This is a genomic window from Planomonospora sp. ID82291 (genome assembly GCF_015711645.1).
Classification (GTDB): domain Bacteria; phylum Actinomycetota; class Actinomycetes; order Streptosporangiales; family Streptosporangiaceae; genus Planomonospora.
The window spans coordinates 2,075,950-2,099,996 of the sequence record NZ_JABTEX010000001.1 but is presented as its reverse complement, the minus strand read 5'-3'; the positions used below and the strand labels follow the sequence as shown (position 1 = coordinate 2,099,996).

General features: G+C 71.9%; 24 protein-coding genes. 13 read left to right on the top strand and 11 right to left on the bottom strand.

Going from position 1 to position 24,047, the window contains the following annotated elements:
- Positions 1-90: 90 nt before the first annotated feature.
- Positions 91-582 carry a tRNA adenosine deaminase-associated protein gene (locus HS045_RS09375; protein WP_196450702.1) on the bottom strand — a complete coding sequence of 164 codons (492 nt, stop codon included), beginning with the start codon at positions 580-582 and terminating at the stop codon, positions 91-93.
- A 15-nt stretch (positions 583-597) separates the two neighbouring features.
- Positions 598-1,107, bottom strand: coding sequence for a tRNA adenosine deaminase-associated protein (locus tag HS045_RS09370; protein WP_374191368.1), 510 nt, complete (start codon positions 1,105-1,107; stop codon positions 598-600).
- Between the two features lie 163 nt (positions 1,108-1,270).
- Between HS045_RS09370 and upp the strand changes: the two genes are divergently transcribed.
- The 6 genes from upp (at position 1,271) to HS045_RS09340 (ending at position 5,462) form a co-directional block, all read left to right on the top strand.
- Positions 1,271-1,909: a uracil phosphoribosyltransferase gene (upp, locus tag HS045_RS09365; RefSeq protein ID WP_196450700.1), complete on the top strand. Its 639-nt coding sequence runs from the start codon at positions 1,271-1,273 to the stop codon at positions 1,907-1,909.
- A gap of 216 nt (positions 1,910-2,125) precedes the next feature.
- Entirely contained in the window at positions 2,126-2,359 is a 234-nt protein-coding gene (locus HS045_RS09360; protein ID WP_196450699.1) for a hypothetical protein, read from the top strand.
- A gap of 127 nt (positions 2,360-2,486) precedes the next feature.
- Positions 2,487-2,645, top strand: coding sequence for a hypothetical protein (locus HS045_RS09355; RefSeq protein ID WP_196450698.1), 159 nt, complete (start codon positions 2,487-2,489; stop codon positions 2,643-2,645).
- Complete coding sequence (locus HS045_RS09350) at positions 2,642-3,172, top strand: PH domain-containing protein (protein WP_196450697.1); 531 nt, start codon at positions 2,642-2,644, stop codon at positions 3,170-3,172. The genes HS045_RS09355 and HS045_RS09350 overlap by 4 nt, the downstream gene beginning before the upstream one ends.
- A gap of 133 nt (positions 3,173-3,305) precedes the next feature.
- Positions 3,306-4,664 carry a helix-turn-helix domain-containing protein gene (locus HS045_RS09345; protein ID WP_196450696.1) on the top strand — a complete coding sequence of 453 codons (1,359 nt, stop codon included), beginning with the start codon at positions 3,306-3,308 and terminating at the stop codon, positions 4,662-4,664.
- A 108-nt stretch (positions 4,665-4,772) separates the two neighbouring features.
- A complete protein-coding gene (locus HS045_RS09340) occupies positions 4,773-5,462 on the top strand; it encodes a FadR/GntR family transcriptional regulator (RefSeq protein WP_196450695.1) in 690 nt (229 codons plus the stop codon).
- Between the two features lie 225 nt (positions 5,463-5,687).
- Here the strand turns inward: HS045_RS09340 and dnaN are convergent, their stop codons facing one another.
- From dnaN to HS045_RS09325, 3 genes are all read right to left on the bottom strand, one after another.
- Positions 5,688-6,788, bottom strand: a complete 1,101-nt coding sequence (gene dnaN / locus HS045_RS09335; RefSeq protein WP_196450694.1) for a DNA polymerase III subunit beta — start codon at positions 6,786-6,788, stop codon at positions 5,688-5,690.
- A gap of 120 nt (positions 6,789-6,908) precedes the next feature.
- Positions 6,909-7,568 carry a response regulator transcription factor gene (locus tag HS045_RS09330; protein WP_196450693.1) on the bottom strand — a complete coding sequence of 220 codons (660 nt, stop codon included), beginning with the start codon at positions 7,566-7,568 and terminating at the stop codon, positions 6,909-6,911.
- A gap of 25 nt (positions 7,569-7,593) precedes the next feature.
- Positions 7,594-9,123: a sensor histidine kinase gene (locus tag HS045_RS09325; protein WP_196450692.1), complete on the bottom strand. Its 1,530-nt coding sequence runs from the start codon at positions 9,121-9,123 to the stop codon at positions 7,594-7,596.
- A 145-nt stretch (positions 9,124-9,268) separates the two neighbouring features.
- Here HS045_RS09325 and HS045_RS09320 point away from each other — a divergent pair, with 145 nt between their 5' ends.
- Entirely contained in the window at positions 9,269-10,180 is a 912-nt protein-coding gene (locus HS045_RS09320) for an ABC transporter ATP-binding protein (protein WP_196450691.1), read from the top strand.
- Positions 10,177-10,914, top strand: a complete 738-nt coding sequence (locus tag HS045_RS09315; RefSeq protein ID WP_196450690.1) for an ABC transporter permease — start codon at positions 10,177-10,179, stop codon at positions 10,912-10,914. Before HS045_RS09320 ends, HS045_RS09315 begins: the two co-directional genes overlap by 4 nt.
- Before the next feature lie 75 nt (positions 10,915-10,989).
- Here the strand turns inward: HS045_RS09315 and HS045_RS09310 are convergent, their stop codons facing one another.
- Entirely contained in the window at positions 10,990-11,388 is a 399-nt protein-coding gene (locus tag HS045_RS09310; protein ID WP_196450689.1) for a helix-turn-helix domain-containing protein, read from the bottom strand.
- 108 nt (positions 11,389-11,496) lie between these two features.
- Here HS045_RS09310 and HS045_RS09305 point away from each other — a divergent pair, with 108 nt between their 5' ends.
- The gene (locus HS045_RS09305; RefSeq protein ID WP_196450688.1) at positions 11,497-12,432 is read left to right on the top strand and encodes an NADP-dependent oxidoreductase; all 936 of its coding nucleotides are present in this window, start codon (positions 11,497-11,499) and stop codon (positions 12,430-12,432) included.
- Positions 12,433-12,582: 150 nt separating this feature from the next.
- Here the strand turns inward: HS045_RS09305 and HS045_RS09300 are convergent, their stop codons facing one another.
- Positions 12,583-13,851, bottom strand: coding sequence for a DUF5685 family protein (locus tag HS045_RS09300; protein WP_196451129.1), 1,269 nt, complete (start codon positions 13,849-13,851; stop codon positions 12,583-12,585).
- A gap of 234 nt (positions 13,852-14,085) precedes the next feature.
- Here HS045_RS09300 and HS045_RS09295 point away from each other — a divergent pair, with 234 nt between their 5' ends.
- Positions 14,086-14,844, top strand: a complete 759-nt coding sequence (locus HS045_RS09295) for a phosphodiesterase (RefSeq protein ID WP_196450687.1) — start codon at positions 14,086-14,088, stop codon at positions 14,842-14,844.
- A 49-nt stretch (positions 14,845-14,893) separates the two neighbouring features.
- Here HS045_RS09295 and HS045_RS09290 read toward each other — a convergent pair whose 3' ends face one another.
- Complete coding sequence (locus HS045_RS09290; protein WP_196450686.1) at positions 14,894-15,286, bottom strand: nuclear transport factor 2 family protein; 393 nt, start codon at positions 15,284-15,286, stop codon at positions 14,894-14,896.
- 103 nt (positions 15,287-15,389) lie between these two features.
- Between HS045_RS09290 and HS045_RS09285 the strand changes: the two genes are divergently transcribed.
- Positions 15,390-16,019: a TetR/AcrR family transcriptional regulator gene (locus HS045_RS09285; protein ID WP_196450685.1), complete on the top strand. Its 630-nt coding sequence runs from the start codon at positions 15,390-15,392 to the stop codon at positions 16,017-16,019.
- 54 nt (positions 16,020-16,073) lie between these two features.
- On the opposite strand, the gene dnaB is transcribed toward HS045_RS09285, so the two are convergent.
- Positions 16,074-18,932, bottom strand: a complete 2,859-nt coding sequence (gene dnaB / locus HS045_RS09280) for a replicative DNA helicase (RefSeq protein ID WP_196450684.1) — start codon at positions 18,930-18,932, stop codon at positions 16,074-16,076.
- A 331-nt stretch (positions 18,933-19,263) separates the two neighbouring features.
- Between dnaB and HS045_RS09275 the strand changes: the two genes are divergently transcribed.
- On the top strand, positions 19,264-20,586 hold the full coding sequence (locus HS045_RS09275) for an MATE family efflux transporter (protein WP_307827433.1): 1,323 nt from the start codon (positions 19,264-19,266) through the stop codon (positions 20,584-20,586).
- A gap of 264 nt (positions 20,587-20,850) precedes the next feature.
- Complete coding sequence (locus HS045_RS09270) at positions 20,851-22,380, top strand: APC family permease (RefSeq protein WP_196450682.1); 1,530 nt, start codon at positions 20,851-20,853, stop codon at positions 22,378-22,380.
- Between the two features lie 78 nt (positions 22,381-22,458).
- Here HS045_RS09270 and HS045_RS09265 read toward each other — a convergent pair whose 3' ends face one another.
- Both HS045_RS09265 and HS045_RS09260 read right to left on the bottom strand, forming a co-directional pair.
- Positions 22,459-23,202 (bottom strand): amino acid ABC transporter ATP-binding protein, encoded by a 744-nt coding sequence (locus HS045_RS09265; protein ID WP_196450681.1) that lies wholly within the window; start codon positions 23,200-23,202, stop codon positions 22,459-22,461.
- On the bottom strand, positions 23,199-24,047 hold the full coding sequence (locus HS045_RS09260; protein WP_196450680.1) for an amino acid ABC transporter permease: 849 nt from the start codon (positions 24,045-24,047) through the stop codon (positions 23,199-23,201). Before HS045_RS09260 ends, HS045_RS09265 begins: the two co-directional genes overlap by 4 nt.

Genomic DNA, 24,047 nt, shown 5'->3' with positions numbered 1-24,047 from the left:
ACCGGGTCCTTCACCGCTCCACCGGATCCCCGCTCTCCATCGGACTCCTCACTCCCGCCGGAGCCCTCACCGCGGACGCCGCCGGAGCCCTCACCGCAGGCGGTCGAGTTCGTCCGCGAAGGCCAGCCGCTCGGCGATCACCGAGAGCGTGTCCGCCGGGAGCGCGCCCTCCTCCATGCTGAGCTCGATGAGCTCGTCGGGGCTCATCCCCAGATCGCTCAGGAGCTCGAAGTCACCCGCCGGCCGTACGCCCAGCTCGGGCGCGTCCCCCGCCGGGGCGACCCCGGCCAGTTCGCCGAAGAGCTCGCCGAGCGTGTCGGTGCGCGCGGCCTGCGCGTCGGACAGGAAGGCGCGGGGATCGGACTCCCCCCGGTAGCGGACGATCGCGAACCATTCGTCCTCGGCCTCGACGCAGAGCAGGGCCAGCTCCTCGCCGTCGAGGCCGAGGCTCTCCTGGACGACGTCGCCGAGGTCGTCGACGATCTCCGCCTCGCCGAGGTCGACCTCGGCGCCCCGCCAGCCGTTCGCGGTGCGCACGAAGGCCGCCGAGAAGAGCCTGCTGCCGGACGGTCTGGAGGCCATGGCGATCTCCCGAGCTCAGCCGAACATGGAGTCGATGGCGCGTTCGAACGGTTCGGAGAAACCGAGCCGCGCGGCGATGCTGGACAGCACGTCCTCGGGAAGCAGGTCGATGTCCCCGGAGAGGATGCCGAGCTCCATCTCGTCGAGGCCCAGGTCGGCGAAGATGGACAGGTCCCCCGCGGGGAGCGCCGTCTCCTCGTCCTGCAGGATCGCGTCGAGCTCGTCCTCGTCGGGCACCGGGACGTCGAGGTAGTCCAGCACCTGCTCCGCGAGCGGGAAGTCCAGCGACGCGGCGACGTCCGAGAGGAACACCTCCACCCGCTCACCGAACACCCGTAGCGCCACGAAGAACTCATCCCCCACGGCGACCAGGCCAATCGTGCCGCTCAGGCTGGGCTGCTGGCGCAGGGCGTGGATGAGCCCGTGGAGGTCGGAGGTGAGCGCCACGGGAAGCATCTCCGCCTCCCAGCGGTCCTCCTCGCGATAGACCACGATGGCGAAGTCGAGCGCATCTTCGTCTGTCATCGTCATCTCCACCGAGCCGACCTGTACGGATGCCAATGCTTTCAGAAGTGGAGCGCCTCCGTACGCCACTCCGGCCAAATCGTGATCAAAATCCCCTCCCGAAACTCATGTCACACATCGTCCGTTATCCACCTGCCTGTGGTCCCGGCTACCGTGGACGTCCATGGAGACCCTGGTCGTCGACCACCCGCTGGTGGCCCACAAGCTGACCGTCCTGCGGGACGCCAAGACGGACTCGCCCACCTTCCGGCGCCTCGCCGACGAGCTCGTCACCCTGCTCGCGTACGAGGCGACCCGGCACGTCCGGGTCAGCGAGGTCACCGTGGAGACCCCGGTCGCCCCCGCCAAGGGCGTGCACCTGGCCCACCCGCACCCCCTGGTGGTCCCGATCCTGCGGGCCGGCCTGGGCATGCTGGACGGGATGACCAGGCTCCTGCCGACGGCCGAGGTCGGTTTCCTCGGGATGATCCGCAACGAGTCGACGCTCCAGGCGGAGACCTACGCCACCCGGCTCCCCGACGACCTGTCGGGCCGCCAGGTCTACGTGGTCGACCCGATGCTGGCCACCGGCGGCACCCTGGTCGCGGCGATCGAGTTCCTCTTCGAGCGCGGCGCCGACGACGTGACCGCGATCTGCCTGCTGGCCGCCCCCGAGGGCGTCGCCTCCATGGACGCGGCCTTCGCCGGCACCGGGAAGCCGATCCGCCTGGTCACGGCCGGCCTCGACGAGCGGCTCAACGAGCACGGCTACATCGTCCCGGGGCTGGGAGACGCCGGAGACCGCCTCTACGGCGTGGTCTGACGGCCCCTCAGGGCCGGTCCCCTCCTTCTCGCTCCCTTCTTTCCGCCCCTCCGCCTTCCCTCCTCCCCCTTACGCCGAATCCGTCCTTCCCGCCGAACGGAGGGTGTCGCCGACACCCTCCGTTACATTGCGTGATTACATGGGTACGGAGAGTTTCGACAGGGCATCTCTTCGGCACGCCCGGCCCGGCGACCGCGGACGCACACAGGGAGAACAGTGAACGAGGGCATCATCCCGGCCGCGGAACCGGACCCCTACGCGGACCTCAGCGCCGTGCTGCGGGAGGAGTTCTCCGCGATCCATCCGGCGGCCACCGTGACCCGCTGCGTGGACGCGGCCCGCTACGGTGCGCTGGAGATCACAGGCCACGCCCATCCCTGGCTGGTGGAGCGGATCGCCCGCAAACACCTGCAGGTGCTGGCGCCGGCCGCGAGCGGGCGCGACCGATGAGACCCGTGCCGGGCCGGTGAGGTCCGCCGACGGCGGAAGACCGAATCGGCTCATGCGCTTTACCCCACGTAATGCGTGGGTAATGTATACGTCGGGTGCAGTGGGTGAGTGGTAACTGGAGGCCTCAGTGCAGGGCAAGAAGGTTTTGAAATGGAGTGCCATCATCTTCGTGGCGTTCTTCCTGTTCACCCGGCCGGATGATGCGGCGCACACCGTCAGAGGAGCCATCGACTCGATGTACACCGCGGCCGATTCCCTGGCCCAGTTCGTCTCCCACCTCTCATGAGGCTGGTGACTCACGGGGACTCCGCTCCCTCGTCGGTCAACCGCTACCTGCTCCCCCACGAACACCAGGTCATCATGGTGCGGCGTCACCCGGCCGTGCTGCTCCGTCCCGTCGCCGAGGTCTTCGGCGGCCTGATCATCGCCGGCCTGCTCAGCAAGTGGCTCAACGACCAGGGCGCCGGCGGCGGGATCTTCGTCGTCTGGTGGGCCTGGTTGCTGCTGCTCATCCGCTTCGTGTGGAAGGTGGCGGAGTGGTCGGTCGACTACTTCGTCGTGACCTCCAAGCGCATGCTGCTCACCACGGGGCTGATCACGCGGCGGGTCGACATGATGCCGCTCGGCAAGGTGACGGACATGAGCTTCCAGCGCTCCCTGCTCGGGCGCATGCTGGGATACGGCGAGTTCGTCCTCGAGTCGGCGGGTCAGGACCAGGCGCTGTCGACCATCCCCTACATCCCCTATCCCGAGACGCTCTACCTCGAGGTCTGTCAGATGCTCTTCCCGGGCGGCAACGACTCGGATGATTAATCCCTGTATGTCCGCTGTGACGCAGCGGAATTGGAACGAGTTCGATCAGGGATTCTGCGCGGGGGTTACCCGATTCGACTGCTTCGTGCAATCATGGCTGCACCATTGACCATCCCCCGCCCTGAGAGATCAGATGCCGAGTCAGGGAACCATCGGTGACCGTGTCCGCGGACTGCGGCTGAGCAGGCGCATGTCCCAGGCCCAGCTCGCCGGGCCGGATCTGTCCGACAGTTACGTGTCCCTCATCGAGTCGGGCAAGCGCACGCCGACCCCCGTGGTCGCGCGGCTGCTCGCCGAGCGCCTGGGATGCACCACCGAGTTCCTCCTGCACGGGGTCGAGCCGCGGCAGCGCATCGACACCGAGCTCGGCCTGCGCCACGCGGAGCTGGAGCTCCACCACGGCGACCCGGCCCTGGCGGCGGACCGCTTCGCGGAGATCGTCAAGGCCGCGGGCGACGAGAACGCCGTCATCTCCGCCCTCGCCCGGTTCGGCCGGGCCCGCGCCCTGGAGTCGCAGGGCCGGCTCGGCTCCGCCGTCGAGGCGTTCGAGCGGCTCCGGCGCGAGGCCGCCGCCCATCCCGAGCGCCTGGCGGACCTGCCGCTGACCGTCGCCCTGAGCAGGTGCTACCTGCGCGCCGGCGACACCCTGCGCGCCCACGATCTGGCGCACGACGCCCTGGCCCACGTGAACCGGCTGGCGCTGACCCAGGGGGAGATCGCGGTCGACCTGGCCGCCGCCCTGATGGAGACGGACTCCTCCCGGGAGACGGACTCCCCGGGGCTGGCCTACGTCCGGCAGGTCATCATGGCCAACGGGGTGCCCGCCGTGGTCAACCGCGAAGCGGAGGTCCGCTCCCTCTGGCAGGCGAGTGCGACCGCCGCCGAAGGAGAGGACTCGGCGCTCGCCGTACGCCTCGCCGACGATGCGATCGCGACCGGGCGTCCGGCCCGGATGGCCCTCAGACTCGCCTTCGTCGCGATGGAGTGGTCCCGGCTGGCGGCCTTGCGCGACGACGAGCCCATGAGCGGGATCCCCGAGCTCGCGAACGCGGCCGGCGAGGTCTTCGCCTCCTTCCCCGCCCGCGTCGGAGAGCGCGCCAGGAGCCTGGTCGTGCTCGCCCACGTGCACCTGCGGACCGGCGACCCCGGCGGCGCGGTCCGCCTGGCCGGGTCGGCCCTCGACGTCCTCGGAGAGCACCCGGACGGCATCGGCGCCACAGCGCACCTCGTGCTCGCCGAGGTCGCGCTCGCGTACGGCGAGGGCCACGCCCTCAGCAGCCTGCGGAACGCCCAGGCCCTGCTCGACGGCCTGCGCCCGGCGCTCGCGGGCTCCGGCCGGGAGGCCGCCCGGGTCTGGCGCCGGCTCGGCGACCTGTACGGCCGGGCCGGTGCACAGGAGTCGCAGACCGCGGCGTATCGTAAGGCACTCGAGGCAGTCGGCGTGCGCGGCGCGCTGGTGGGAATGACGGTCGACTCGGCTCTGGTGCGGTAAGAATTCTCTTGCCCCCAGGGCTCCAGATTTGGATTTATGCCTCCGGAATAATTAGGGTCGATCAGTCATTGACTCATAGGATGATTGGTTCCCCATAGGAGGCGGACTGTGAGTCTGCGTACGGCGCACCGAGCGTCGCTCGTCGACCAGGTGATCGATCAGCTGAAAGAGCAGATCACGTCGAACTCCTGGCAGATGAACGCGAAGATCCCCACGGAGACGGTGCTCGCCGATCAGCTCGGGGTCGGACGCAACACCGTGCGGGAAGCCGTCCGGGCGCTCACCCACGCGGGCCTGCTGGAGTGCCGCCAGGGTGACGGCACCTACGTGCGCGCCACGAGCGAGCTCTCCGGGGCCATGCTCCGGCGGCTGCGCGCCGCCGAGCAGCTGGAGATCTTCGAGGTGCGGCGCGCCCTGGAGGTGGAGGCCGCCCGGCTGGCCGCCACCCGTCGCACCGACGAGGACATCGCCCTCATCGACGACGCCCTGGCCGTGCGGGAGCGGGCCTGGGAGCTCGGCGAGCCCGACGGGTTCGTCGAGGCCGACCTCGCCTTCCACATGGCGGTCGTCCACGCCACCCACAACCGCGTCCTGGTCGACCTCTACGAGGACTTCTCGGCCGCCCTGCGCGCCAGCATCAAGGCGGCGGGGACGGCGCTCGACAGCAGCTACATCCCGCACGACGCGATCGCCCGCGCCATCGCCGCCGGCGACGTGACCGCCGCCGAGCGTGCGGGACACGCGTGCATGGAGCACATCCTGATCGCGCTCACCGACTCCCAGGACGTCTCCGCCTGACCCGGCGGCGCTGTTCCCGCACACGACGCGGAAGGGCCCGCCCCCATCGGGACGGGCCCTTCCGCATGCGGGGCACGGGTCGGCGCGCGGAGGCACCGGGCGTCGCCCGCGCCCGGCCCGGGAGACGTACTCGGCCCGGGAGACGTACTCGGCCCGGGAGACGTACTCGGCCCGGGGCCGCGCCTGGCACGCGGGGACGGGCTCACCCCCGCTGCGGGGAGGCGGTCACGCCTGGCGCAGGGACATGACGAGGTAGCGGAAGGCGGGCACGGCGTCGCCGGGGACCTCGGTGATGAGGGCGGGGCGCGTCGGCGACTCCATGTTGAGGCGGACGAACTCGCTCTCGACCCCCGCGAGGCCGTCCAGCAGGAACTGGGACTGGAAGGCGATCTGGATGTCGCCGCCGGACAGCTCCGCGTCGAGGACCTCCGTCCCCCGGCCCACCTCGCCGCCCCCCGCCTGGATGGTCACCCGCCCCTGCCCGAAGGAGAGCCGGATCGCGGTGGTGGGCTCGGCGACCAGCCGGATCCGCTTGATGGCCTCGACGAACGGCGCCACCCGGACGTCCGCCCGGATGGACCGGTCACCGGTCAGCCGGGTGCGGTAGTCGATGAACTGCTCGTCGAGCAGCCGGACCGTGGTGCTCCGCCCGACGCTCTCGAACCCCGCGATGCCGTCGCCCAGCGCCACCGCCACCTCGCCGCCGCGCAGCGACCTGGCCACCTCGACGAGCACCCGGGCGGGGACCACCGCGGCGGCCTCGGCGTCGGGCCGCTCCGGCCGCCAGTCGAACTCCCTGGCCGCGATGCGGTAGCGGTCGGTGGCGGCCATCGCCACGTGCCGGCCGGAGACGTCGACCCGGACGCCGGTCAGCATGGGCAGGGTCTCGTCGCGGCTGGCCGCGGGGGCGACCTGGCCGACCGCGCTCGCGAAGACCCCGCCGCCGATCGCGCCGATCTTCGGGGGCATGGCGGGCAGCGTCGGGAAGTCCTCCACCGGCATGGTGCGCAGGGTGAACTCCGCGCTGCCGCAGGTGAGCGTCGCCTCCGCCCCGTCTGCGACGACCTCGACCGCCTCCCCCGGCAGGCTCCGCGTGATCTCCGCCAGGACCCGGCCCGGGAGCAGCACCCGGCCGGGCTCGGCCACGGCGGCCTCCACCGAGGCCCGGGCGGAGACGTCGTAGTCGAAGGCCGAGAGCACGAGGTCCTCCTGTCCGGCCTCCAGGAGCAGGCCGGACAGGACGGGGATCGCCGGACGGGCCGGCAGCGCCCGGGCGGCCCAGGCCACGGCTTCGGCCAAGATGTCACGGTCAACCCGGAATTTCACGGCGGAATCCCTTCTGAGGACGGATGCCCGTACTCAGAAAGACGTTATCCGCTGCCACCGACATTCGGCCCCGCCGCGCGGCGCACCGCGGCGCACCGCGGCGGATCGCGGCGGGGGCGTTCAGGACCGGGCCGCGTTGAGGTAGGTCAGCACGGCCAGGACCCGGCGGTTGTCGTCGTCGGACGGGCCGAGGCCGAGCTTGGCGAAGATGTTCGCGGTGTGCTTGCCGACCGCGCTCTCGCTGAGGAACAGCCGCTGGGAGATCGCCGCGTTGGACCGGCCCTCGGCCATCAGCTCCAGCACCTCCCGCTCGCGCGGGGTCAGCGCGGCGAGCGGTCCGTGCCGGGCAGTGCTGGCCAGCAGCTTGGCGATCACCTCGGGGTCCATCGCGGTCCCCCCGGCCGCGACCCGGCGCACCGCGTCGACGAACTGGTCGGCGTTGAACACCCGGTCCTTCAGCAGGTAGCCGATCCCTCCGGAGCCGTCGGCGAGCAGCTCGCGGGCGTAGAGCTGCTCGACGTGCTGGGAGAGCACCAGGATCGGCAGGCCGGGGACCGCCTGGCGGGCGGCCAGCGCGGCCTGGAGGCCCTCGTCGGTGAAGGTGGGCGGGAGCCGTACGTCCACCACGGCCACGTCGGGGCGCTCGGCGGTGAGCGCCTTCAGCAGCTCGGGGCCGGACTCGACGGCGGCGACGACCTCGAAGCCGTGCGCCTGGAGCAGGTGGACGAGGCCCTCGCGGAGCAGGTAGAGGTCTTCGGCGATGACGGCGCGGGGTCTCATCGGCCCGGCCGGTCGGTGCGGGTGGTCACCGGTCCAACCATAGGCGGCGCGGAGTGGCCTCGGCCATCCAGCGTTCGCGGGAGTGCTGGATCGGGATCAGCACGGCCGCGGCGTACATGCCGACGCCGAGGACGACGTTGAAGGCGATCATCGGCCACTGCGCCGATTCGGGAAGGTAGAGAGTGTAGAACCAGCTCTTGTTCTCCGGGGCGACGGCCTTCATCACCGCCGCGACCACGCCCTGCGCGAAGAGCGGGAGCCATCCCAGGCCGTAGCCGAGCCCGACGATCAGCCACTTCCACCGGGGCATCCGCGGCCTCGGGTCGCGCTCCTCCTCCCAGACCAGGGCGTGCGGCAGGTCGATGGTGGCGGTGGTCGGGCCGCCCCGCGGGCTGCTGACGGCCAGCACCCCGTCGAAGGCGGCCAGCCGCCGCTCGATGCCGCGCAGGCCGCTGCCCCGCTCCGGATCGGCGCCGCCCGAGCCGTCGTCGGTGACCGTGATCCGCAGGCTCTTGCCCCGGCCGCTGACGTCGATCCAGACGCGGTCCGCCCCCCCGTGCCGGGCCGCGTTGGTCAGCAGCTCGCTGACCGAGAAGTAGGCGGCCGACTCGACGGGCGCCTCGGGCCGCGTCTTCAGGTCGACGGTGACCTCGGCCTTCAGCGGGCTGTCCAGGGCCAGGGCCCGTACGGCGTCGCCGAGGCCGCGTTCGGCCAGCACCGGCGGGTGGATGCCCCGGACCAGGTCGCGCAGTTCGGTGAGGGCCGTGGACGAGGCGTCGCGCGCCTTGGCCAGCAGCGCCTTGGCCGCCGCCGGGTCGGAGTCCACCAGCGCCTCGACGGCGCCGAGCGTCATGCCGATGGCCACCAGCCGGGCCTGGGCCCCGTCGTGCAGGTCGCGCTCGATCCGGCGCAGCTCGGACGCCTGCGAATCGGCCGTCTCCAGGCGGGCCTGGTCGAGTGTGTGGATCCGGCTCGCCAGCAGGGACTTGGCCGTGGGGCCGAGCAGCAGCTCGTGCCACCAGCCGTAGAAGCGCAGCAGCCGGGGAGCCGCGGCGACCGCGGCGGCGGTGACGGCCAGACCCGCGGGCAGCGCCGCCGGATGCCAGCGCCACGCCGCGGCCGCGCCGTACCCGGCCGCGACCGCGGGCAGCAGCAGCACGACGCCCATGAGCGGGTTGAGCAGCAGCCAGAGTCCGTCCCGCCAGGTGGCCGGGTCGCTGCACATCCACTTCCAGCGGTTGTTCCACTCGGGCCAGCGCGGTGTCTTGTAGAGCTGGCGGTCGTAGCGGTACCAGCCGTCGGGCTGGGGCCGGACCGGCGGCGGGGGCGGCAGGTAGGACGGTCCGACCTCGCGCCCGAGCCACCTGCCGCTCAGCCTCCTGGCGAGCGTCGTACGCCACCGGATCACCCGGACCGCCGGCGTGAAGAGGAAGATCATTCCCAGGGTGAACGAGAGGACGATCCCCAGCAGCGTCACCATCGCCAGGAGCAGGTCCGCCAGCGCCAGGAGTCCCAGGAGCAGGGACCGGCCGGTGGCCGTCGCATATCGCCTCATGCCGTCCGCCTCATGCATGAAGTCTGGTGGATCGGGCGGGTTCCGCACAGGGGGCCGCGTGCCGTACCGGGGTGGGGATAGCCCCACCCCGGCTCGGTGCCCAGGCCGATTCCGCCCGAACCCCGCGATTCCTAGTGTCGTCGCCATGAAGGTGATCGAGGTTGCAAACCTCCGCAAGCGGTACCGCGACCGGCTCGCGGTGGACGACGTGTCGTTCACCGTCGAGGAGGGCGAGATCTTCGGCGTTCTCGGCCCCAACGGCGCCGGCAAGACGACCACCGTCGAGTGCGTCGCCGGCCTGCGCACCCCCGACTCCGGCACGGTGCGGGTGCTCGGCGGCCTGCACCGCGACGCGCTCAAGGAGGAGCTCGGCGTGCAGCTGCAGAGCTCCGCGCTCCCCGAGAAGATCAAGGTCTGGGAGGCGCTGGACCTGTACGCGTCCTTCTACTCCCGGCCCGCCGACTGGAACGCGCTGCTGGAGCGCGTCGGGCTCGCCGACAAGCGCGACGCCCGGTACGGCAAGCTCTCCGGCGGCCAGCAGCAGCGGCTCTCCATCGCACTGGCGCTGGTCGGCGACCCCAAGGTGGCGATCCTGGACGAGCTGACCACCGGGCTGGACCCGCAGGCCCGCCGGGACACCTGGGACCTCATCGAGCAGGTCCGGGCGGACGGCGTGACGATCGTGCTGGTCACCCACTTCATGGAGGAGGCCGAGCGGCTCTGCGACCGGATCGCGCTGATCGACTCCGGGCGGGTGGTCGCCGTCGACAGCCCGGCCGGGCTGATCTCCCGGGTCGACCGGCAGCAGACCGTCAGGTTCCGGCCCTCGGGACCGCTCGACGACGCCGTGCTGAAGGCGCTGCCCGAGGTGACCGGGGTGCACAGCGCCGGCGGGAGGGTCGAGGTCACCGGCACCGGCGACCTGCTGCTGGCGATCACCACCGCCCTGGCCGCGGCCGGGGTCGTCCCCGCCGACCTCCGCGTCGAGCAGGCCACCCTCGACGACGCGTTCCTCGCCCTCACCGGCAAGAAGATCACCCATGGAGACGCCCGATGAGCAAGATGATCATGACCGAGGCCAAGCTGTTCCTTCGCGAGCCGGGCGGGCTGATCTTCGCGATCCTGCTCCCGCTCGTGCTCCTGATCGGTCTGGGCAACGTCATCCCCGGCCTGCGGGAGGCGAACCCGGAGATGGGCGGCCAGCGGGGGATCGACGGCTACTTCCCCGCGATGATGACGATCCTGTCCGTGGTGACGATGGCGCTGACCGTGCTGCCCGGCACGCTGGCGGCCTACCGCGAGGCGGGGGTGCTGCGCCGGATGTCCACCACACCGGTCAGTCCGATCAGGGTGCTGGCCGCCCAGCTGGTGAACAACCTCGCCGTCTCGGTGATCGCCACGACCCTGCTGGTCGTGCTGGGCCACCTCTTCCTCGACGTGCCCGTGCCCAAGAACCCGCTGCCCTTCGTCGGGGTCTTCCTCCTCGGCACCGCCTCGCTGTTCGCGGTCGGCCTGCTGATCGCCGCGGTCGCCCCCAACGCCAAGTCCGCACCGGCCATCGGCTCGCTCCTGATGTTCCCGCTGATGTTCATGGCCGGCATGTGGTTCCCCCGGGAGTTCCTGCCCGACCTGCTCCAGCGGATCGGCGACTTCCTGCCCCTGGCGCCCTTCGGCCAGGCGCTGCGGGACACCTGGGCGGGCGGTGCCCCGCAGCCGCTGAACCTGGCGGTGATGGCCGTGACCCTGCTGCTGTTCGGCGGGCTGGCGGCCCGGCTCTTCCGCTGGCAGTGATCCCGCCCGGAGGCGGTGGCCCCGCTTCCCGGCGGCGTGACCGGGGGGTGCGTCCGGATCGGACGCACCCCCCGGTCACGTGCGTGCGTCGTAAGCCGCGCGGGCCTCGTGGACCTGCTCGATGTGCGACTCGGCCCAGGACTTGATGGCGCGCATCAGCGGCTGTAGGTCCCGGCCCAGACCGGTGAGCTCGTAGTCGACCCGGACCGGGACGGCCGGGGTCACCGTACGGGAGACCAGGCCGTCGCGCTCCATGGAGCGCAGGGTCTGGGTGAGCATCTTCTGGCTGACCCCGGCCACGATCCGGGACAGGTCGCTGTAGCGCCTGGGGCCGTCGGCGAGGGCGGTCAGCAGCAGGCTGACCCACTTGTCACTGATCGTGTCGAGCAGCTGCCTGGCCGGGCAGGCGGCGAGGTAGGCGTCGTAGGCGGCGCGGGTCTCCTGCCGCCGTTGTTCGGCCGTCCTGGTGGCCATGGCGCTCCTCTTGGTGCGGTACGCACTCCGAGGTGCGTACTTCCCGAGGGAGAGTAGCACTCCATAGGTTTGCCGCATCCGCACCGGAACACGATTCAGGAGACAGGGATGCGCGCTGTGGTGATCCGTTCGTTCGGCGGTCCGGAGGTCCTGGAGACGGTCGACGTCCCGGTCCCCGCGACCGGCGCCGGCCAGGTCCGGATCAGGGTCGAGGCCGCCGGGGTCAACCCGGTCGACGCCGCCACCCGGGCGGGGGTGCTCGCCGAGGCCGGGTTGATGACCGCCCGCCGGGTGCAGGGCATCGGCTGGGACGTGGCCGGGGTGGTCGACGAGGTCGGCCCGGGGGTGGACGCGTTCGCACCGGGCGACCGGGTCATCGGGATCTCCGACCGGCTCGACGTCTCCTGCGCCGGATACGCCGAGCGGATCGTCCTCGACGCCGACGCGGTGGCCCCGGCCCCGCGCCGCGCCACCCCGGCCGAGGCGGCGACGATCCCCCTGAACGGCCTGACCGCCGCCCAGGCCCTGGACCTGGCCGGTCTGCAGGAGGGGCGGACGCTGCTGGTGACCGGAGCCGCCGGAGCCGTGGGCGGCTACGCCGTCGAGCTCGCCGCGGCCCGCGGGCTGCGGGTGATCGCGGTGGCGGGCGCGGCCGACGAGGAGACCGTCAGGAAGCTCGGCGCCGAGTTCTTCGTCCCCCGCGGCGCCGAGCTGAGCGCCTCCGTGCGGGCGCTCGTCCCCGGCGGGGCCCACGGCGCGATCGACGCGGCCGTGGTCGGCCTGCCCGCGCTGGACGCGGTGCGCGGCGGAGGCGCGTTCGTGGCCGTGATCGGCGGTGCCGCGCCCGTGCCGCTGCGCGGCATCCGGGTGGCCAACGTCTGGGTCCGCGCGGACGGCACCCGCCTCGCCGAACTGGCCCGGCTCGCGGACGAGGGCCGCCTGACCCCGCGGGTGGCGGACACCCTCCCGCTCACCGAGGCCGCGGCCGCCCACCGGCGGTTGGCCGAGGGGGGCCTCCGCGGCCGCCTGGTCCTGCTGCCCTGAGGACGGCCGGCCCACCGCGGTGGCGGGACCGGCGGGGGCGAGCAGTCGCCGGGGTGAGGGGGCGCCGGGGTGAAGGAGCGGCGGGGTGAAGGGGCGCCGGGGTGAAGGAGCGGCGGGGTGAAGGGGCGCCGGGGTGAAGGAGCGGCGGGGTCAGCAGTCGCAGCCGCAGCCGTCGCCGCAGCAGCACGAGCAGCCCTCGCAGCACCCCGAGCACGCGTCGCAGCACTGCCCGCAGGCGTCGCAGCCGCCGCAGTCGAGGCGCTCGCCGCAGGGCTTGTAGCGGTCCTCGTCCCACGGCGGCCGGTAGAGCCCGCAGGAGCAGGCCATGAAGCCGAGCGCGAAGCAGAGGCGGGGCCCGCAGCCGGGTTCGGGCTTCAGCCGCGGGTCGCGGGGCGCGGCCGTCCCGGGACCGCCCTTCCGCCGGGCCGCCGCCGGAGCGTCCCGGCCCGGTCCCCGGCCGGTCTCCCCGATCTCGGTCTCGGGCGCGGTCTCCCCGGTCTCCCCGGTCTCCCGGGCGCAGACGTCACCCGACGCCTCCCGGATGCCGGTCCCGCCGACCGCCGGGGAACCCTGTGCGAAGACCCGGTCCACCGAGCGGCCGACCTCCTTCACCAGCAGCGCCCTCACCAGGCCCCGCTCCTCCAGGTCCAGGTCGGCCACCGCCAGCCGCAGGCCGAGCAGCGCGTCGTCGCAGAGCCGCCGGGCCTCGGCGAGGTCGGTCCCGGTGGCGAGCAGCGGGTTGTAGACGCCCGCCGCCCGGTCCTCCGCCAGGTCCTCCACCGCGTCCACCAGGTGCGCGAGCCGTCCGAAGCAGCGTCCCGCCTCGGCCAGCGCGGCGGCGTTGTGCGGCGTGCCGGCCAGCTCCGCGGTGTGCGCGAACGCGGCGGCGACCGCGTCCTCGGTCGGGGCGGTCAGCGCGAGCAGCGCCAGTCCCGGCTCGGCCTCCAGCCGGGCCTGCCGGGCCACCGCGTCCACCAGCACCCCCGCGTCGAACCCGACGGCGGCGGCCGTCCGGGTCCCGGCGGCCTCCCAGCGCGCGGCCACCCGGCCCGCCGCCGCGGCGACCGGGCGCCGGGCGTACATCCCGTCGCCGTCGGCGATGTGGTCCCTGACCTTGCCCGAGGCCAGGATCAGCGAGGTCGCCGCCGCCAGCCGTACCCCCTCGGCCCGGGCGCCGACCACCTCGGCACCGGAGAATCCGCGCAGCGCGCACGGGGCGGCCCGGCGGCGCGGGGAGAGCACCGGGGCCTGGGCCTCGGCCAGGACCGAGACGATCAGCCCGTCGTAGTTGGTCACCAGCCGCGCCGCGTGACCGTGCTCGTCACGCAGTGCCAGGCAGAGCCCGCACAGGTGCGCCATCCATGACGTGAACAACCCTCGGCACATTCCATGACGACATGGCCGAACGATCCCGAACATCTCCACCCCACAGTCGTCGTACAACTGGCGCGAACCCTGCCATAGGCGACTTAAGGATGACTTGAAACCCCATATGCTCCGACCACCCGCCGCCCGATCTTCTCCGCCCGATCTTCTCCGCCCGATCTTCTCCGGCCGATCTTCTCCGGCCGCCGGGAAGTGGCCTGCTCCTTCCCCGCCGGGCGGGGCGGTGTGGCCCGCCCGCCGCAGCGGACCGCGTGCCAGGATCTCCTCATGCTGACCCTGGCCCACCTGAGCGACACCCATCTCGACGCCGACCCGCGCAGCGCCGACCGGACCCGGGCCGTCATGCGGCACCTGGAGAGCCTCCCCGGGCCGCTGGACGCCGTCCTGGTGACCGGCGACATCGCCGACCACGGCCTGGCCGAGGAGTACGCGACCGCGCGCGACCTGCTGGACTCCCGCTTCCCCACGGTCGTGTGCCCGGGCAACCACGACGACCGCACGGCCTTCCGCAAGGTCCTCCTCGGTGAGGACGGCGACGGCGGGGGCGAGGACGGGGACGGTCCCGTCAACCGGGTCCTGCGGCTCGGCGGTCTCACCGTCGCCCTGTGCGACTCCAGTGTCCCCGGGCGGCCGGAGGGGTTCCTGGAGGACGAGACGATCGCCTGGCTGGACGCCGTGCTCGCCGAGGCGCCCGGCACCCCGGCCCTCGTGGGGATGCACCATCCGGCCGTCGCGCTGGGCGTCCCCTACGTGGACGAGATCGGGCTGCGCGCCCCGGAGCGGCTGGAGGCGGTGCTCCGCCGGCACCCGCAGGTCGTCGCGGTGCTCGCCGGGCACGCCCACACCCCGGCGAGCACCGTGTTCGCGGGCCTGCCCCTGCTGGTCGCCCCCGGTGTGGTCAGCACCGCCCTGACCTCCGCGGAGACCACCGAGCGGATCCCGCTCGACCGGGACCGGCCGCCCCAGTTCGCCCTGCACGTCTTCGACGGCCGCCGCCTCACCACCCACGTCCGCACGGTGCCCTGACCTCCGTACGGCGGGCCGGGCGGACCCGTCCTCCAGGACGGAGCGCAGATCAGACGGCGTGCCCCGCGCTCACCTTGCGGCGGCTGATCCTCCAGCCGTCGGACCGGCGGATGACGATGTCGTCGTAGACGACGCTGGCGACCGTTCCGTCGGCCTGGACGCCGATCCCCTTGGATCGGACCCGCGCCGAGCGGTCGTCGATCCCGGTGATCACGATGTTGGTGACGTGATGGCCGACCGGACCGGCGCCGCCCAGTGCGATCGCGGCCTCGCGCAGGGCCGTGACGCCGTGCAGCGAGCCGTGGCCCAGGTCCTCCATGTCATAGGTGACGTCCGGGGTGAACAGCTCACCCGCCTGATCCAGCCTGCCCGCGTCCACGAAGTGGCCGTGGAGGTTGATCAGGTCGTTGATGTCGATCCGGTCCTGTTCCGACAGCGCCATCGGGGTGGCCTTCCATGAGTCGGGTGGCCCATGCCGTTAAAGTGAGACACGGTCCGGTTAATGGGCACGGTAACGGACTGTGTCCCCGTTTAGCAAGGATGCGGTGAGCACCCCGGTGGATCACGAGTCGCGGTCGCGCGCCGGACGTCCGAGGCGTGCGGACGCCCGGCGCAACTACGAGCAACTGGTCGAGCAGGCGAAGATCGCGTTCGCCGAGTCGGGCGTGGACGCCTCCCTGGACGAGATCGCCCGGCGGGCGGGGGTGGCCAGCGGAACGCTGTACCGGCATTTCCCCACCCGGCTGGACCTCATGGCGGCGGTGCTCGCCGAGCGGATGACCGAGCTGGCCGATCTCGGCCGCGCGCTGCTGACGGCCGAGGACGAGTTCGACGCGTTGTCCACCTGGTTGCGTGCCGTGCTCACGCACGCCCTGACCTATCGGGGCATGGCGGCCGAGGTGATGAACTCGGCGCTCAACCGCGGGGACGACCTGGCATCGGCCTGGCATGCGGAGATATTCGAGGTGGGGGCCGCCCTGCTGGCACGGGCGCGCCGATCAGGCGCGGTCGCCGCCGAGGTGCGCGACGCGGACGTGCTGAGGATGACCGGCGCCATCGCCTGGGCCGCCCAGGACGCCCCGGACGGCCCGGCCCAGGCCGACCGCCTGCTCACCCTCCTCATGAACGGACTGCGGCAGGGCGGCCTCCCGCCGCGGACGACGACCGACTCCTAGCGGGAGGTCGTGCCTCCCCGTGGGGGCCGCGTCTCCCGGCGGGGGCCATGTCTCCTAGTGGGGGGCCATGTCGACGAAGCGGCTGTAGTGGCCCTGGAAGGCCACGGTGACCGTGGCGGTCGGGCCGTTACGGTGCTTGGCCACGATCAGGTCCGCCTCACCCGCCCGGGGGGATTCGCGTTCGTACGCGTCCTCCCGATGCAGAAGGATGACCATGTCCGCATCCTGCTCGATGGAGCCGGATTCGCGAAGGTCGCTAACCATGGGCCTTTTGTCCGTTCGCTGCTCGGGACCGCGGTTCAGCTGCGAGATCGCGATGACCGGAACCTCCAGCTCCTTCGCGAGCAGCTTGATCGCACGAGAGATCTCCGAGACCTCGTTCTGCCGGCTCTCGGTCTTCTTCGGCGAGGACATCAGCTGGAGGTAGTCGATGACGACGAAGCGCAGGTCGTGCCGTTGCTTGAGCCGGCGGCACTTGGCCCGGATCTCCATCATCGACATGTTGGGCGAGTCGTCGATGTAGAGCGGGGCCTCGGCCACCTCGCCCATCCGGCGCGCCAGCCTGGCCCAGTCCTCGTCCGTCATCGAGCCCGACCGCATGGAGTGCAGCGCCACCCGCGCCTCCGCCGAGAGCAGGCGCATCGTGATCTCGTTTCTGGACATCTCCAGCGAGAACACAACCGTCGTCATACCGTGCTTGATAGCAGCAGAGCGTGCGAAATCCAGTCCAAGGGTGCTGTTATGGGTTGGTATACACGCCTTGCTCGCCAGATACATGTGGTCGGCGTTGTCGACCTCGACGCACCGCACCGGCGTCGAAGGGACGGCCCGAACATCCACGATGTAACGGACAAGGGCCTTCGGATGCGCCGCCGTCACCTGCCGGGCGGCCTTGCGGGCGAGACGGAACACTTTCTCCGCCGCCGTAAAGTTAATCATGTAGCAGGTAGAGGAGTCCGCGCTCCTGCCCTTGACCTCCCTCGTCCGCATGGTGGCCCGGTAGCCGAGACTGAGAACGAGTTCCAGGGCGTCCTCGGCGAGACGCTTGTTCGTGACCGCGAACTGGATCTGACCACTGCGGCTCACATAGCCGTCCGTGTCCAGCAGACCCGCCAGCAGCGCTCTCCGCTGGCCCTCCGATGCCCGGAGGTACTGGCGAGGGATGTGCTTGTCACCGAGGACACCCAGAGTCCGCAGGACCGCCTGCACCGTTCCGTGATGGTTCCGGCATACCTGACACCGCCTCAACCCGCTCGACGGCTCACCGCAGTCGGGACATGTGGGCACCGGGGCCGGATCCGACACGAAACGCGCCCTTCCACCGCACGACCGACCGCAGGTACGCACCTGGGACGTCTGCGGCATGAACGATGCCCCGCAGACGGCGCAGGCACGCAACGCCACAGGCTGTGGGTCGGGGAACCTGATCGAGTAGGACAGCTCCGCGGCCGTACGGGTGACCTGCAGGCCTTCCGCCTCTATGTTGGAGACGATCTCCAAGTCCGCCGTTGTGAATCGGGCGCCGTCGCTGTGACCGTCACCGAGCCACACACCCAGGACGTACGGAGACAGGGGCAGCTCCTGCTCCTCCAGGTCGAACGGCGACGCAACGGCCACCGCGTGGTTCGGACGTTCATCCGCCGAGGCGCACCGCAGCGTGGCAGCGATCTCCTCGGTGGTGACGACGTCATCGTGCACAGTGGTCGTGGCGGCGTTCTTCGGCTGTGTCACGCGGGAGTACAACGCCTCGAAGAGACGTCCGTTCGCGTATGCCGGCGTGTTCCAGGCATAGCTGCGGGTTGGCCCCGTGACAGGGCGAGGCACCTTGCCCGTGGAGCCGAGTGCCTTCTCCACGGTGTGGAGGACGTTACGGAACTCGGCTCCCACCGCCAAGAGAGCCTCTCGATGCGTGATGAGCCGGTCCGGCCCGGACACCGAGGCCTCGTAGGCGTCCCTCACCCGTTCGATCGACTCTGGTGACCAGTGGAGAGAACGCCTGTTCTCCGACCTCTGGCGGCGACTCGCACGCGTGGTCGTCCGCCACTGGTGCTGCGCGTCGGCGACAATGACCGTTCCGTCGCTGAACTCCACCTCGTAGCAGGGTCGGTCGTGCATCACGCCGGTCGCCGCGACGACACGGGTGGGCTTCCCGTCGGCCCCGATCAGGAGGTCCCCGACCTGGACCTCCCCCATGGTCGTCCATCCGGCCGGGGTGGGAAGTGGGGTGTCGAGCGCGAGCGCCTTGCCGATGGCCGGCCGGGCGGCCACGACGATCATCTGGCCGGGGTGGAGGCCGTTGGTGAGGGCGTCGAGGTCCTGGAAGCCGGTGGGGACGCCGACCATCTGGCCGTTCCGGCCGCCGATGGCCTCCAGCTCGTCGAGCGCCCCGGGCATGATGTCGGCCAGCGGCGCGTAGTCCTCGGAGGTGCGGCGCTCGGTGACCTTGTAGATCTCGGCCTGGGCGCGGTCGACCAGGTCGTCGACCTCCTCGTCCTGCCCGCCGTACCCGAAGGAGACGATGCGGGTGCCGGCCTCGATGAGGCGGCGGAGGATCGCCTGCTCGCGGACGATCCGCGCGTAGTAGCCCGCGTTGGCGGCGGTGGGCACGACGGCGGTGAGCGTGTGGAGGTAGGCGCCGCCGCCGACCCGGGCGACCTCGCCGCGCTTCTGCAGCTCGTCGAAGACCGTGACGGCGTCGGCCGGGTCGCCGCGGCCGTAGAGGCCGGTGATGATGTCGTAGACGAGCTGGTGGGCCGGGCGGTAGAAGTCGTCGGACCGCAGGATCTCGACGACGTCGGCGATGGCGTCCTTGGACAGGAGCATGCCGCCCAGCACGGACTGCTCCGCCTCGATGTTGTTCGGCGGCGTGCGTTCGAACCCCGGCTCGAAGACCGGTGGATCTGCGATGCTCACCGCGCACCCCCTCGTTCGCTGCGGCCGCGCTTCCCCTAGTTGTAGCCGACCGGTCTGACAGTCTCGCCGCTCCGCGGACCGGGCGGCAACGCGACCTGTCGACAGACCTGTGGATAACGTGTGCAGTTCACCCCCAGACATGGGGACACCCTGGGGACAGACCTGTGGACAACTCTTTTCCACAGGAACGAAGACCAGCGTGAGCTGGGAAAACATAATCCACTGCCTGTGGAGGAAAGAAAGTCGGGAGCACGCGCCCGAACTGTTCGCCGACGTCCCGGACGCCCGCCGGACGCCGTGCGCCGCCACCGGTAAGAGGCACAATGAGTACGTGCCTCTTACCCTCCCCGCCGACGACCGCCGGATCCTCCGGCTGGCCGTACCCGCCTTCGGCGCGCTGGTCGCCGAGCCGCTGTTCCTGCTCACCGACACCGTCATCGTCGGCCGCCTGCCCGCGCCCGCGCTCGGCGCGCTGGGGGTCGCGGGCACCGTGCTGAGCGCCCTGGTGGGCCTGTGCGTCTTCCTGGCGTACGGCACGACCGCCTCGGTGGCCCGGCAGCTGGGCGCCGGCGACCGGCGGCGGGCGCTCCGCCAGGGGGTCGACGGCCTCTGGCTCGCCGCCGGGGTCGGGCTGGTGGTCATCGCGGTGGTGTGGCCGCTCGCGCCCTACCTCGTCCACACGCTCGGCGCGGAGGGGGAGCTCGCCCGGCAGGCGGCGGCCTACCTGCGGATCGGCCTGCTCGGGGTGCCGTCGATGCTGCTGGTGCTGGCCGGGACCGGGGTGCTGCGCGGCATGCAGGACACCGCGACGCCGCTGCTGGTCTCCGTCGGCTCCTTCGCGCTCAACGCGGTCCTCAACGGCGTGTTCGTCCTGGTCCTCGACTGGGGTCTGACCGGGTCGGCCTGGGGCACGGTGGCGGCCCAGACGGTGGCCGCCGCGGTCTACCTGGCCATGATGTTCGGCCGCCACCGGGCGCCGTTCCGGCCCGACCTCTCCGGGATCAGGGCGGCGGGGTCGGCCGGGGCCGCGCTGGTCGTCCGCACCCTCTGCCTGCAGGCGGTGCTGGTCATCGCGACGGCGGTGGCCACCCGGATGGGCGGCGAGCGGCTGGAGGCCCACACGATCGTCTTCCGGATCTGGATCCTGCTGGCCTTCGCCCTGGACGCGATCGCCATCGCCGGGCAGGCCATCACCGGTCACGCCCTGGGCGCCGGAGACGTGGCGGGGACCCGGGCGGCGACCCGGAGGATGGTGGCGTGGGGCGTCGGCTCCGGGGTCGTGCTGGGCGTTCTCGTGGTCGCGGCCGGACCGCTCATGCCCGCGTTGTTCGACGCCGATCCGGCGGTGGCCGGAGAGCTGCTCCCCCTGCTCTGGACGGTGGCGCTCCTGCAGCCGGTCGCCGGGGTCGTCTTCGTGCTGGACGGCGTGCTGATCGGGGCCGGCGACCAGACCTACCTGGCCTGGGCGGGGCTGTGGACGACGCTGGCCTACCTGCCCGCCGTACTGCTGGTCGTCGTCTCCGGCGGAGGACTGGTCGCGCTCTGGGCGGCGCTCGGGCTGTGGATGGCGGCCCGGACGGTGACGCTGGGCCTGCGGGCACGCGGTGACGGCTGGCTGGTGACGGGCGCGGGGCCCGGTCCGGGACGGGTGTGATCCGCCACGACGGATACGGACCCCCGGGACGGGTGTGATCCGCCACGACGGATACGGACCCCCGGGACGGGTGTGATCCGCCACGACGGACGCGGATCCCCGGGGCGGCCGGGGCACGCCCGGCCCGCCCGCGGCCCGAGGTGGCCGGGACGTGATCTGGAGGTGTCCACCACGTAATCACCCGTCTCTTGTCCCGGGTGATCTCCTGCGGCACTGTGAACAGGTCCGGCAACAAGGACGTTTCCGAACAGGATTGGTCGCCCCGTGCCTCAGGACCGTTCTCCGTCGATCGCCCGCCGCCTCCTCCCGAGCGAGGCGGTGGACCGCTGGACCGGCGCGCGCCACGGCCTGGCCACGACCTACGGGCAGGCCGACCTCATCGTGCTCGGCATCGGCGTCATGATCGGCTCGGGCATCTTCAGCCTGGCCGGCCGCCAGGCGGCCACCATGGCCGGGCCGGGCGTGGTCCTCTCCTTCATGATCGCCGGTATCACGAGCCTGCTCGTGGCCTTCTGCATCGCGGAGCTGTCGTCCGCCATGCCGGCCTCCGGCAGCGCCTACACCTTCACCTACGTCATCTTCGGCGAGGTCTGGGCGTGGATCGTCGGCTGGGCGCTGGTGATGGAACTGCTCGTGGCCGCGGCGGTGGTGGCCCGCGTCTGGTCCCTGTACGCCGCCCAGATGCTGACCGACCTCGACGTGCCCCTCCCCGGCTCCCTCTCCGGGATCATCGGCCAGGCCGAGGGCTTCGACCTGTTCACCCTGCTCATCCTGGTGCTGCTGACCGGGGTGGTGGCGCTCGGCGCCCGGGTCGGCCTGCGCGCCCTGTGGATCATCGTGATCGCCAAGCTGCTGGCCGTCGGGGCGGTCATCGTGGTCGGCGCGACCCACTTCGACCAGCGCAACCTGGCGGCCATCCCGGTGCCGTCCGCCCCGGTCGAGACGGCCGCGGACACCCTGCACTCCCCGCTCCTGGGCATGGTCTTCGGCCAGACGACCGCGTTCGGCTGGTTCGGCATCTTCGCCGCCTCGGCCGCCATCACCTTCGCCTACATCGGCTTCGACGTCGTGGCGACGGCCGCGGAGGAGGCCGAGGACGCCCCCCGGTCCATCCCCCGGGGCATCATCCGCAGCCTGGTGGCGACCACGGTGATCTACATCGCGGTCGCGGTGGTCATGGTCGGCATGACCTCCTATGACAGGATCGACCCGGGCGCCCCGCTCGCCAGCGCCTTCCGCCGCACGGGCGACGGCTTCATGGTGCACGTCATCAACGTCGGAGCGGTGCTCGGCCTCACCACGGTCGTCCTGGTGCTGCTCGTGGGCCTGACCCGGGTGATCTTCTCCATGGCCCGCGACGGGCTGTTCCCCCGGCCGCTGGCGAAGATCAACCGTTCCTACCACAGCCCGACCAGGGCCACCCTGGTCATCGGCGGGGTGGCGATCCTGCTCGCCGAGTTCGTGCCGGTGCTCACCCTGGAGCCGCTGGTGGTGATCGGCACCCTGTGCGTGTTCGTCGCGGCGGCGGCCGGCGTGCTGCGGATGCGCCGGACGATGCCCGACCTGCCCCGCGGCTTCCGCACCCCGCTCTCCCCGTACGTGCCCGTCGCCTCGATCCTGGCGACCCTCTGGCTGGCGGTGAACCTGCAGGTCGTCACCTGGTTGTACTTCGCCGCCTGGATGGCCTTCGGCATGCTGGTCTACCTGCTGTACGGCAGGCGCAACAGCGTGCTGGCCGGGGGCCGTCCGCCCGCCGACCCGGACTTCGAGGTCCGCGGACGGCACCGCCGCTGACCGCAGCCAGGACACGCCGCGAACGACCGCGTCCGGCCACCGCCCGGACGCGCGTCTCCGGGCGGTGGCCGGACGCGGTCACAGGCGGCGGGCGTCGAGCACCGTCCGCAGGAACTCCCGGGTCCGGGGCTCCCGGGGCTCGGTGAAGATCTGCTCGGGGGTGCCGCGCTCCAGCAGCACCCCGTCGTCGAGGAAGCAGACGGTGTCCGCGATCTCCCGGCAGAAGCCCATCTCGTGGGTGGTCAGGATCATCGTCATCCCGCCCTCCTTGAGCTCCCTGATGATCTCCAGCACCTCCGCGACCAGCGCCGGGTCCAGCGCCGAGGTGACCTCGTCGAGCAGCATCAGGCGCGGCCGGGTGGCCAGCGCCCGGATGACGGCCACCCGCTGCTGCTGGCCGCCGGAGAGCCGGTCGGGGTAGGCGCCCGCCTTGTCCGCCAGGCCGAACCTGTCCAGCAGTTCCCGGGCCTCCTCCTCCGCCCGCGCCCGGCTCATCCCGTGCACCCGGCGGGGGGCCAGCGTGATGTTGTCCAGCACGGTCATGTGCGGGAACAGGTTGAAGGCCTGGAACACGATGCCGACGCTCTTGCGCACCTCGTCGGCGTCGGTCCCGACGTCGGTGACGTCGACGCCGTCGAGGCGGATCACGCCGTCGTCGACGGTCTCCAGCAGGTTCACGCAGCGCAGCAGGGTGGACTTGCCCGAGCCCGAGGCCCCGATCAGGCAGACCACCTCGTGCGCCTCGACCGACAGGTCGATCCCGCGCAGCACGCTGTGACCGTGGTAGTTCTTCCAGACGCCCTCGATGGTCAGCAGGCTCATGCTCCGCGCCGCCTCTGCGAACGGGCCGCCAGGTGGTCGGTGAGGCGGGCCATGGGGATGGTGAGCGCGATGAACAGCAGCGCCGCGACCAGGGTGGGGGTGTAGTTGAACGTGCTCGCGGCGTAGATCTGCGCCTGGCGCAGCGCCTCGACCACGCCGATCGTCGAGACCAGGGCGGTGTCCTTCTGCAGCGAGACGAAGTCGTTGAGCAGCGGCGGGACGACCCGGCGCCAGGCCTGCGGCAGCACCACGTGGCGCATCGTCTGGCCCTGGCTCAGCCCCAGGGACCGGGCGGCGGCCCGCTGGCTCGGATGGACCGAGTCGATGCCCGCCCGGAACACCTCGGCGACGTACGCGCCGTAGGAGAGGGTCAGGGCGACGACCCCGAGGGTGATCTCGTCGGTGGGCGCGCCCTGCAGCCCGAGCGCGGGGATGCCGAACCCGACCAGCAGGATCACCAGGATCGTCGGCACCCCGCGGAACACGTCGGTGTAGGCCACCGCCAGGGCCCGGAGCGGGAAGAAGGCCGGGGCCCGCAGGTTCCGGGCCAGGGCGACGAGCAGGCCGAGGACCAGGATGATCGGCTCGGCGATCAGGAAGATCTGGACGTTCGTCCAGAATCCGGCGAGCACGTCCGGCCACGCCCGGGTGAAGGCCTCGGCGTCGAAGAAGGTCTCCCGGACGCGCGGCCAGCCCGGCGAGCCGGTGACCACCGCCACCAGCACGCCGAGGAAGGCGACCGTGGAGACCGTGGCGACCGTGCCCGACCGGACCGCCCGGATCCGGCGGATCCTCTCCCGCCGGATCTGCCGTTCGCTCTTGACCCAGGTGCGCTGCTCGCTCAT

Bases quoted from the DNA above. Each gene is read 5' to 3' on its own strand.
- HS045_RS09320 (WP_196450691.1), top strand. From the start codon at position 9,269: ATGAAGGTGATCGAGGTTGCAAACCTCCGCAAGCGGTACCGCGACCGG.
- HS045_RS09300 (WP_196451129.1), bottom strand. From the start codon at position 13,851: ATGTTCGGGATCGTTCGGCCATGTCGTCATGGAATGTGCCGAGGGTTG.
- HS045_RS09330 (WP_196450693.1), bottom strand. From the start codon at position 7,568: ATGAGACCCCGCGCCGTCATCGCCGAAGACCTCTACCTGCTCCGCGAG.
- HS045_RS09290 (WP_196450686.1), bottom strand. From the start codon at position 15,286: ATGGCGCTGTCGGAACAGGACCGGATCGACATCAACGACCTGATCAAC.
- HS045_RS09345 (WP_196450696.1), top strand. From the start codon at position 3,306: ATGCCGAGTCAGGGAACCATCGGTGACCGTGTCCGCGGACTGCGGCTG.
- HS045_RS09305 (WP_196450688.1), top strand. From the start codon at position 11,497: ATGCGCGCTGTGGTGATCCGTTCGTTCGGCGGTCCGGAGGTCCTGGAG.
- HS045_RS09310 (WP_196450689.1), bottom strand. From the start codon at position 11,388: ATGGCCACCAGGACGGCCGAACAACGGCGGCAGGAGACCCGCGCCGCC.
- HS045_RS09260 (WP_196450680.1), bottom strand. From the start codon at position 24,047: ATGAGCGAGCAGCGCACCTGGGTCAAGAGCGAACGGCAGATCCGGCGG.
- upp (WP_196450700.1), top strand. From the start codon at position 1,271: ATGGAGACCCTGGTCGTCGACCACCCGCTGGTGGCCCACAAGCTGACC.
- HS045_RS09295 (WP_196450687.1), top strand. From the start codon at position 14,086: ATGCTGACCCTGGCCCACCTGAGCGACACCCATCTCGACGCCGACCCG.
- HS045_RS09325 (WP_196450692.1), bottom strand. From the start codon at position 9,123: ATGAGGCGATATGCGACGGCCACCGGCCGGTCCCTGCTCCTGGGACTC.
- HS045_RS09265 (WP_196450681.1), bottom strand. From the start codon at position 23,202: ATGAGCCTGCTGACCATCGAGGGCGTCTGGAAGAACTACCACGGTCAC.
- HS045_RS09370 (WP_374191368.1), bottom strand. From the start codon at position 1,107: ATGACAGACGAAGATGCGCTCGACTTCGCCATCGTGGTCTATCGCGAG.
- HS045_RS09350 (WP_196450697.1), top strand. From the start codon at position 2,642: ATGAGGCTGGTGACTCACGGGGACTCCGCTCCCTCGTCGGTCAACCGC.
- HS045_RS09315 (WP_196450690.1), top strand. From the start codon at position 10,177: ATGAGCAAGATGATCATGACCGAGGCCAAGCTGTTCCTTCGCGAGCCG.
- HS045_RS09375 (WP_196450702.1), bottom strand. From the start codon at position 582: ATGGCCTCCAGACCGTCCGGCAGCAGGCTCTTCTCGGCGGCCTTCGTG.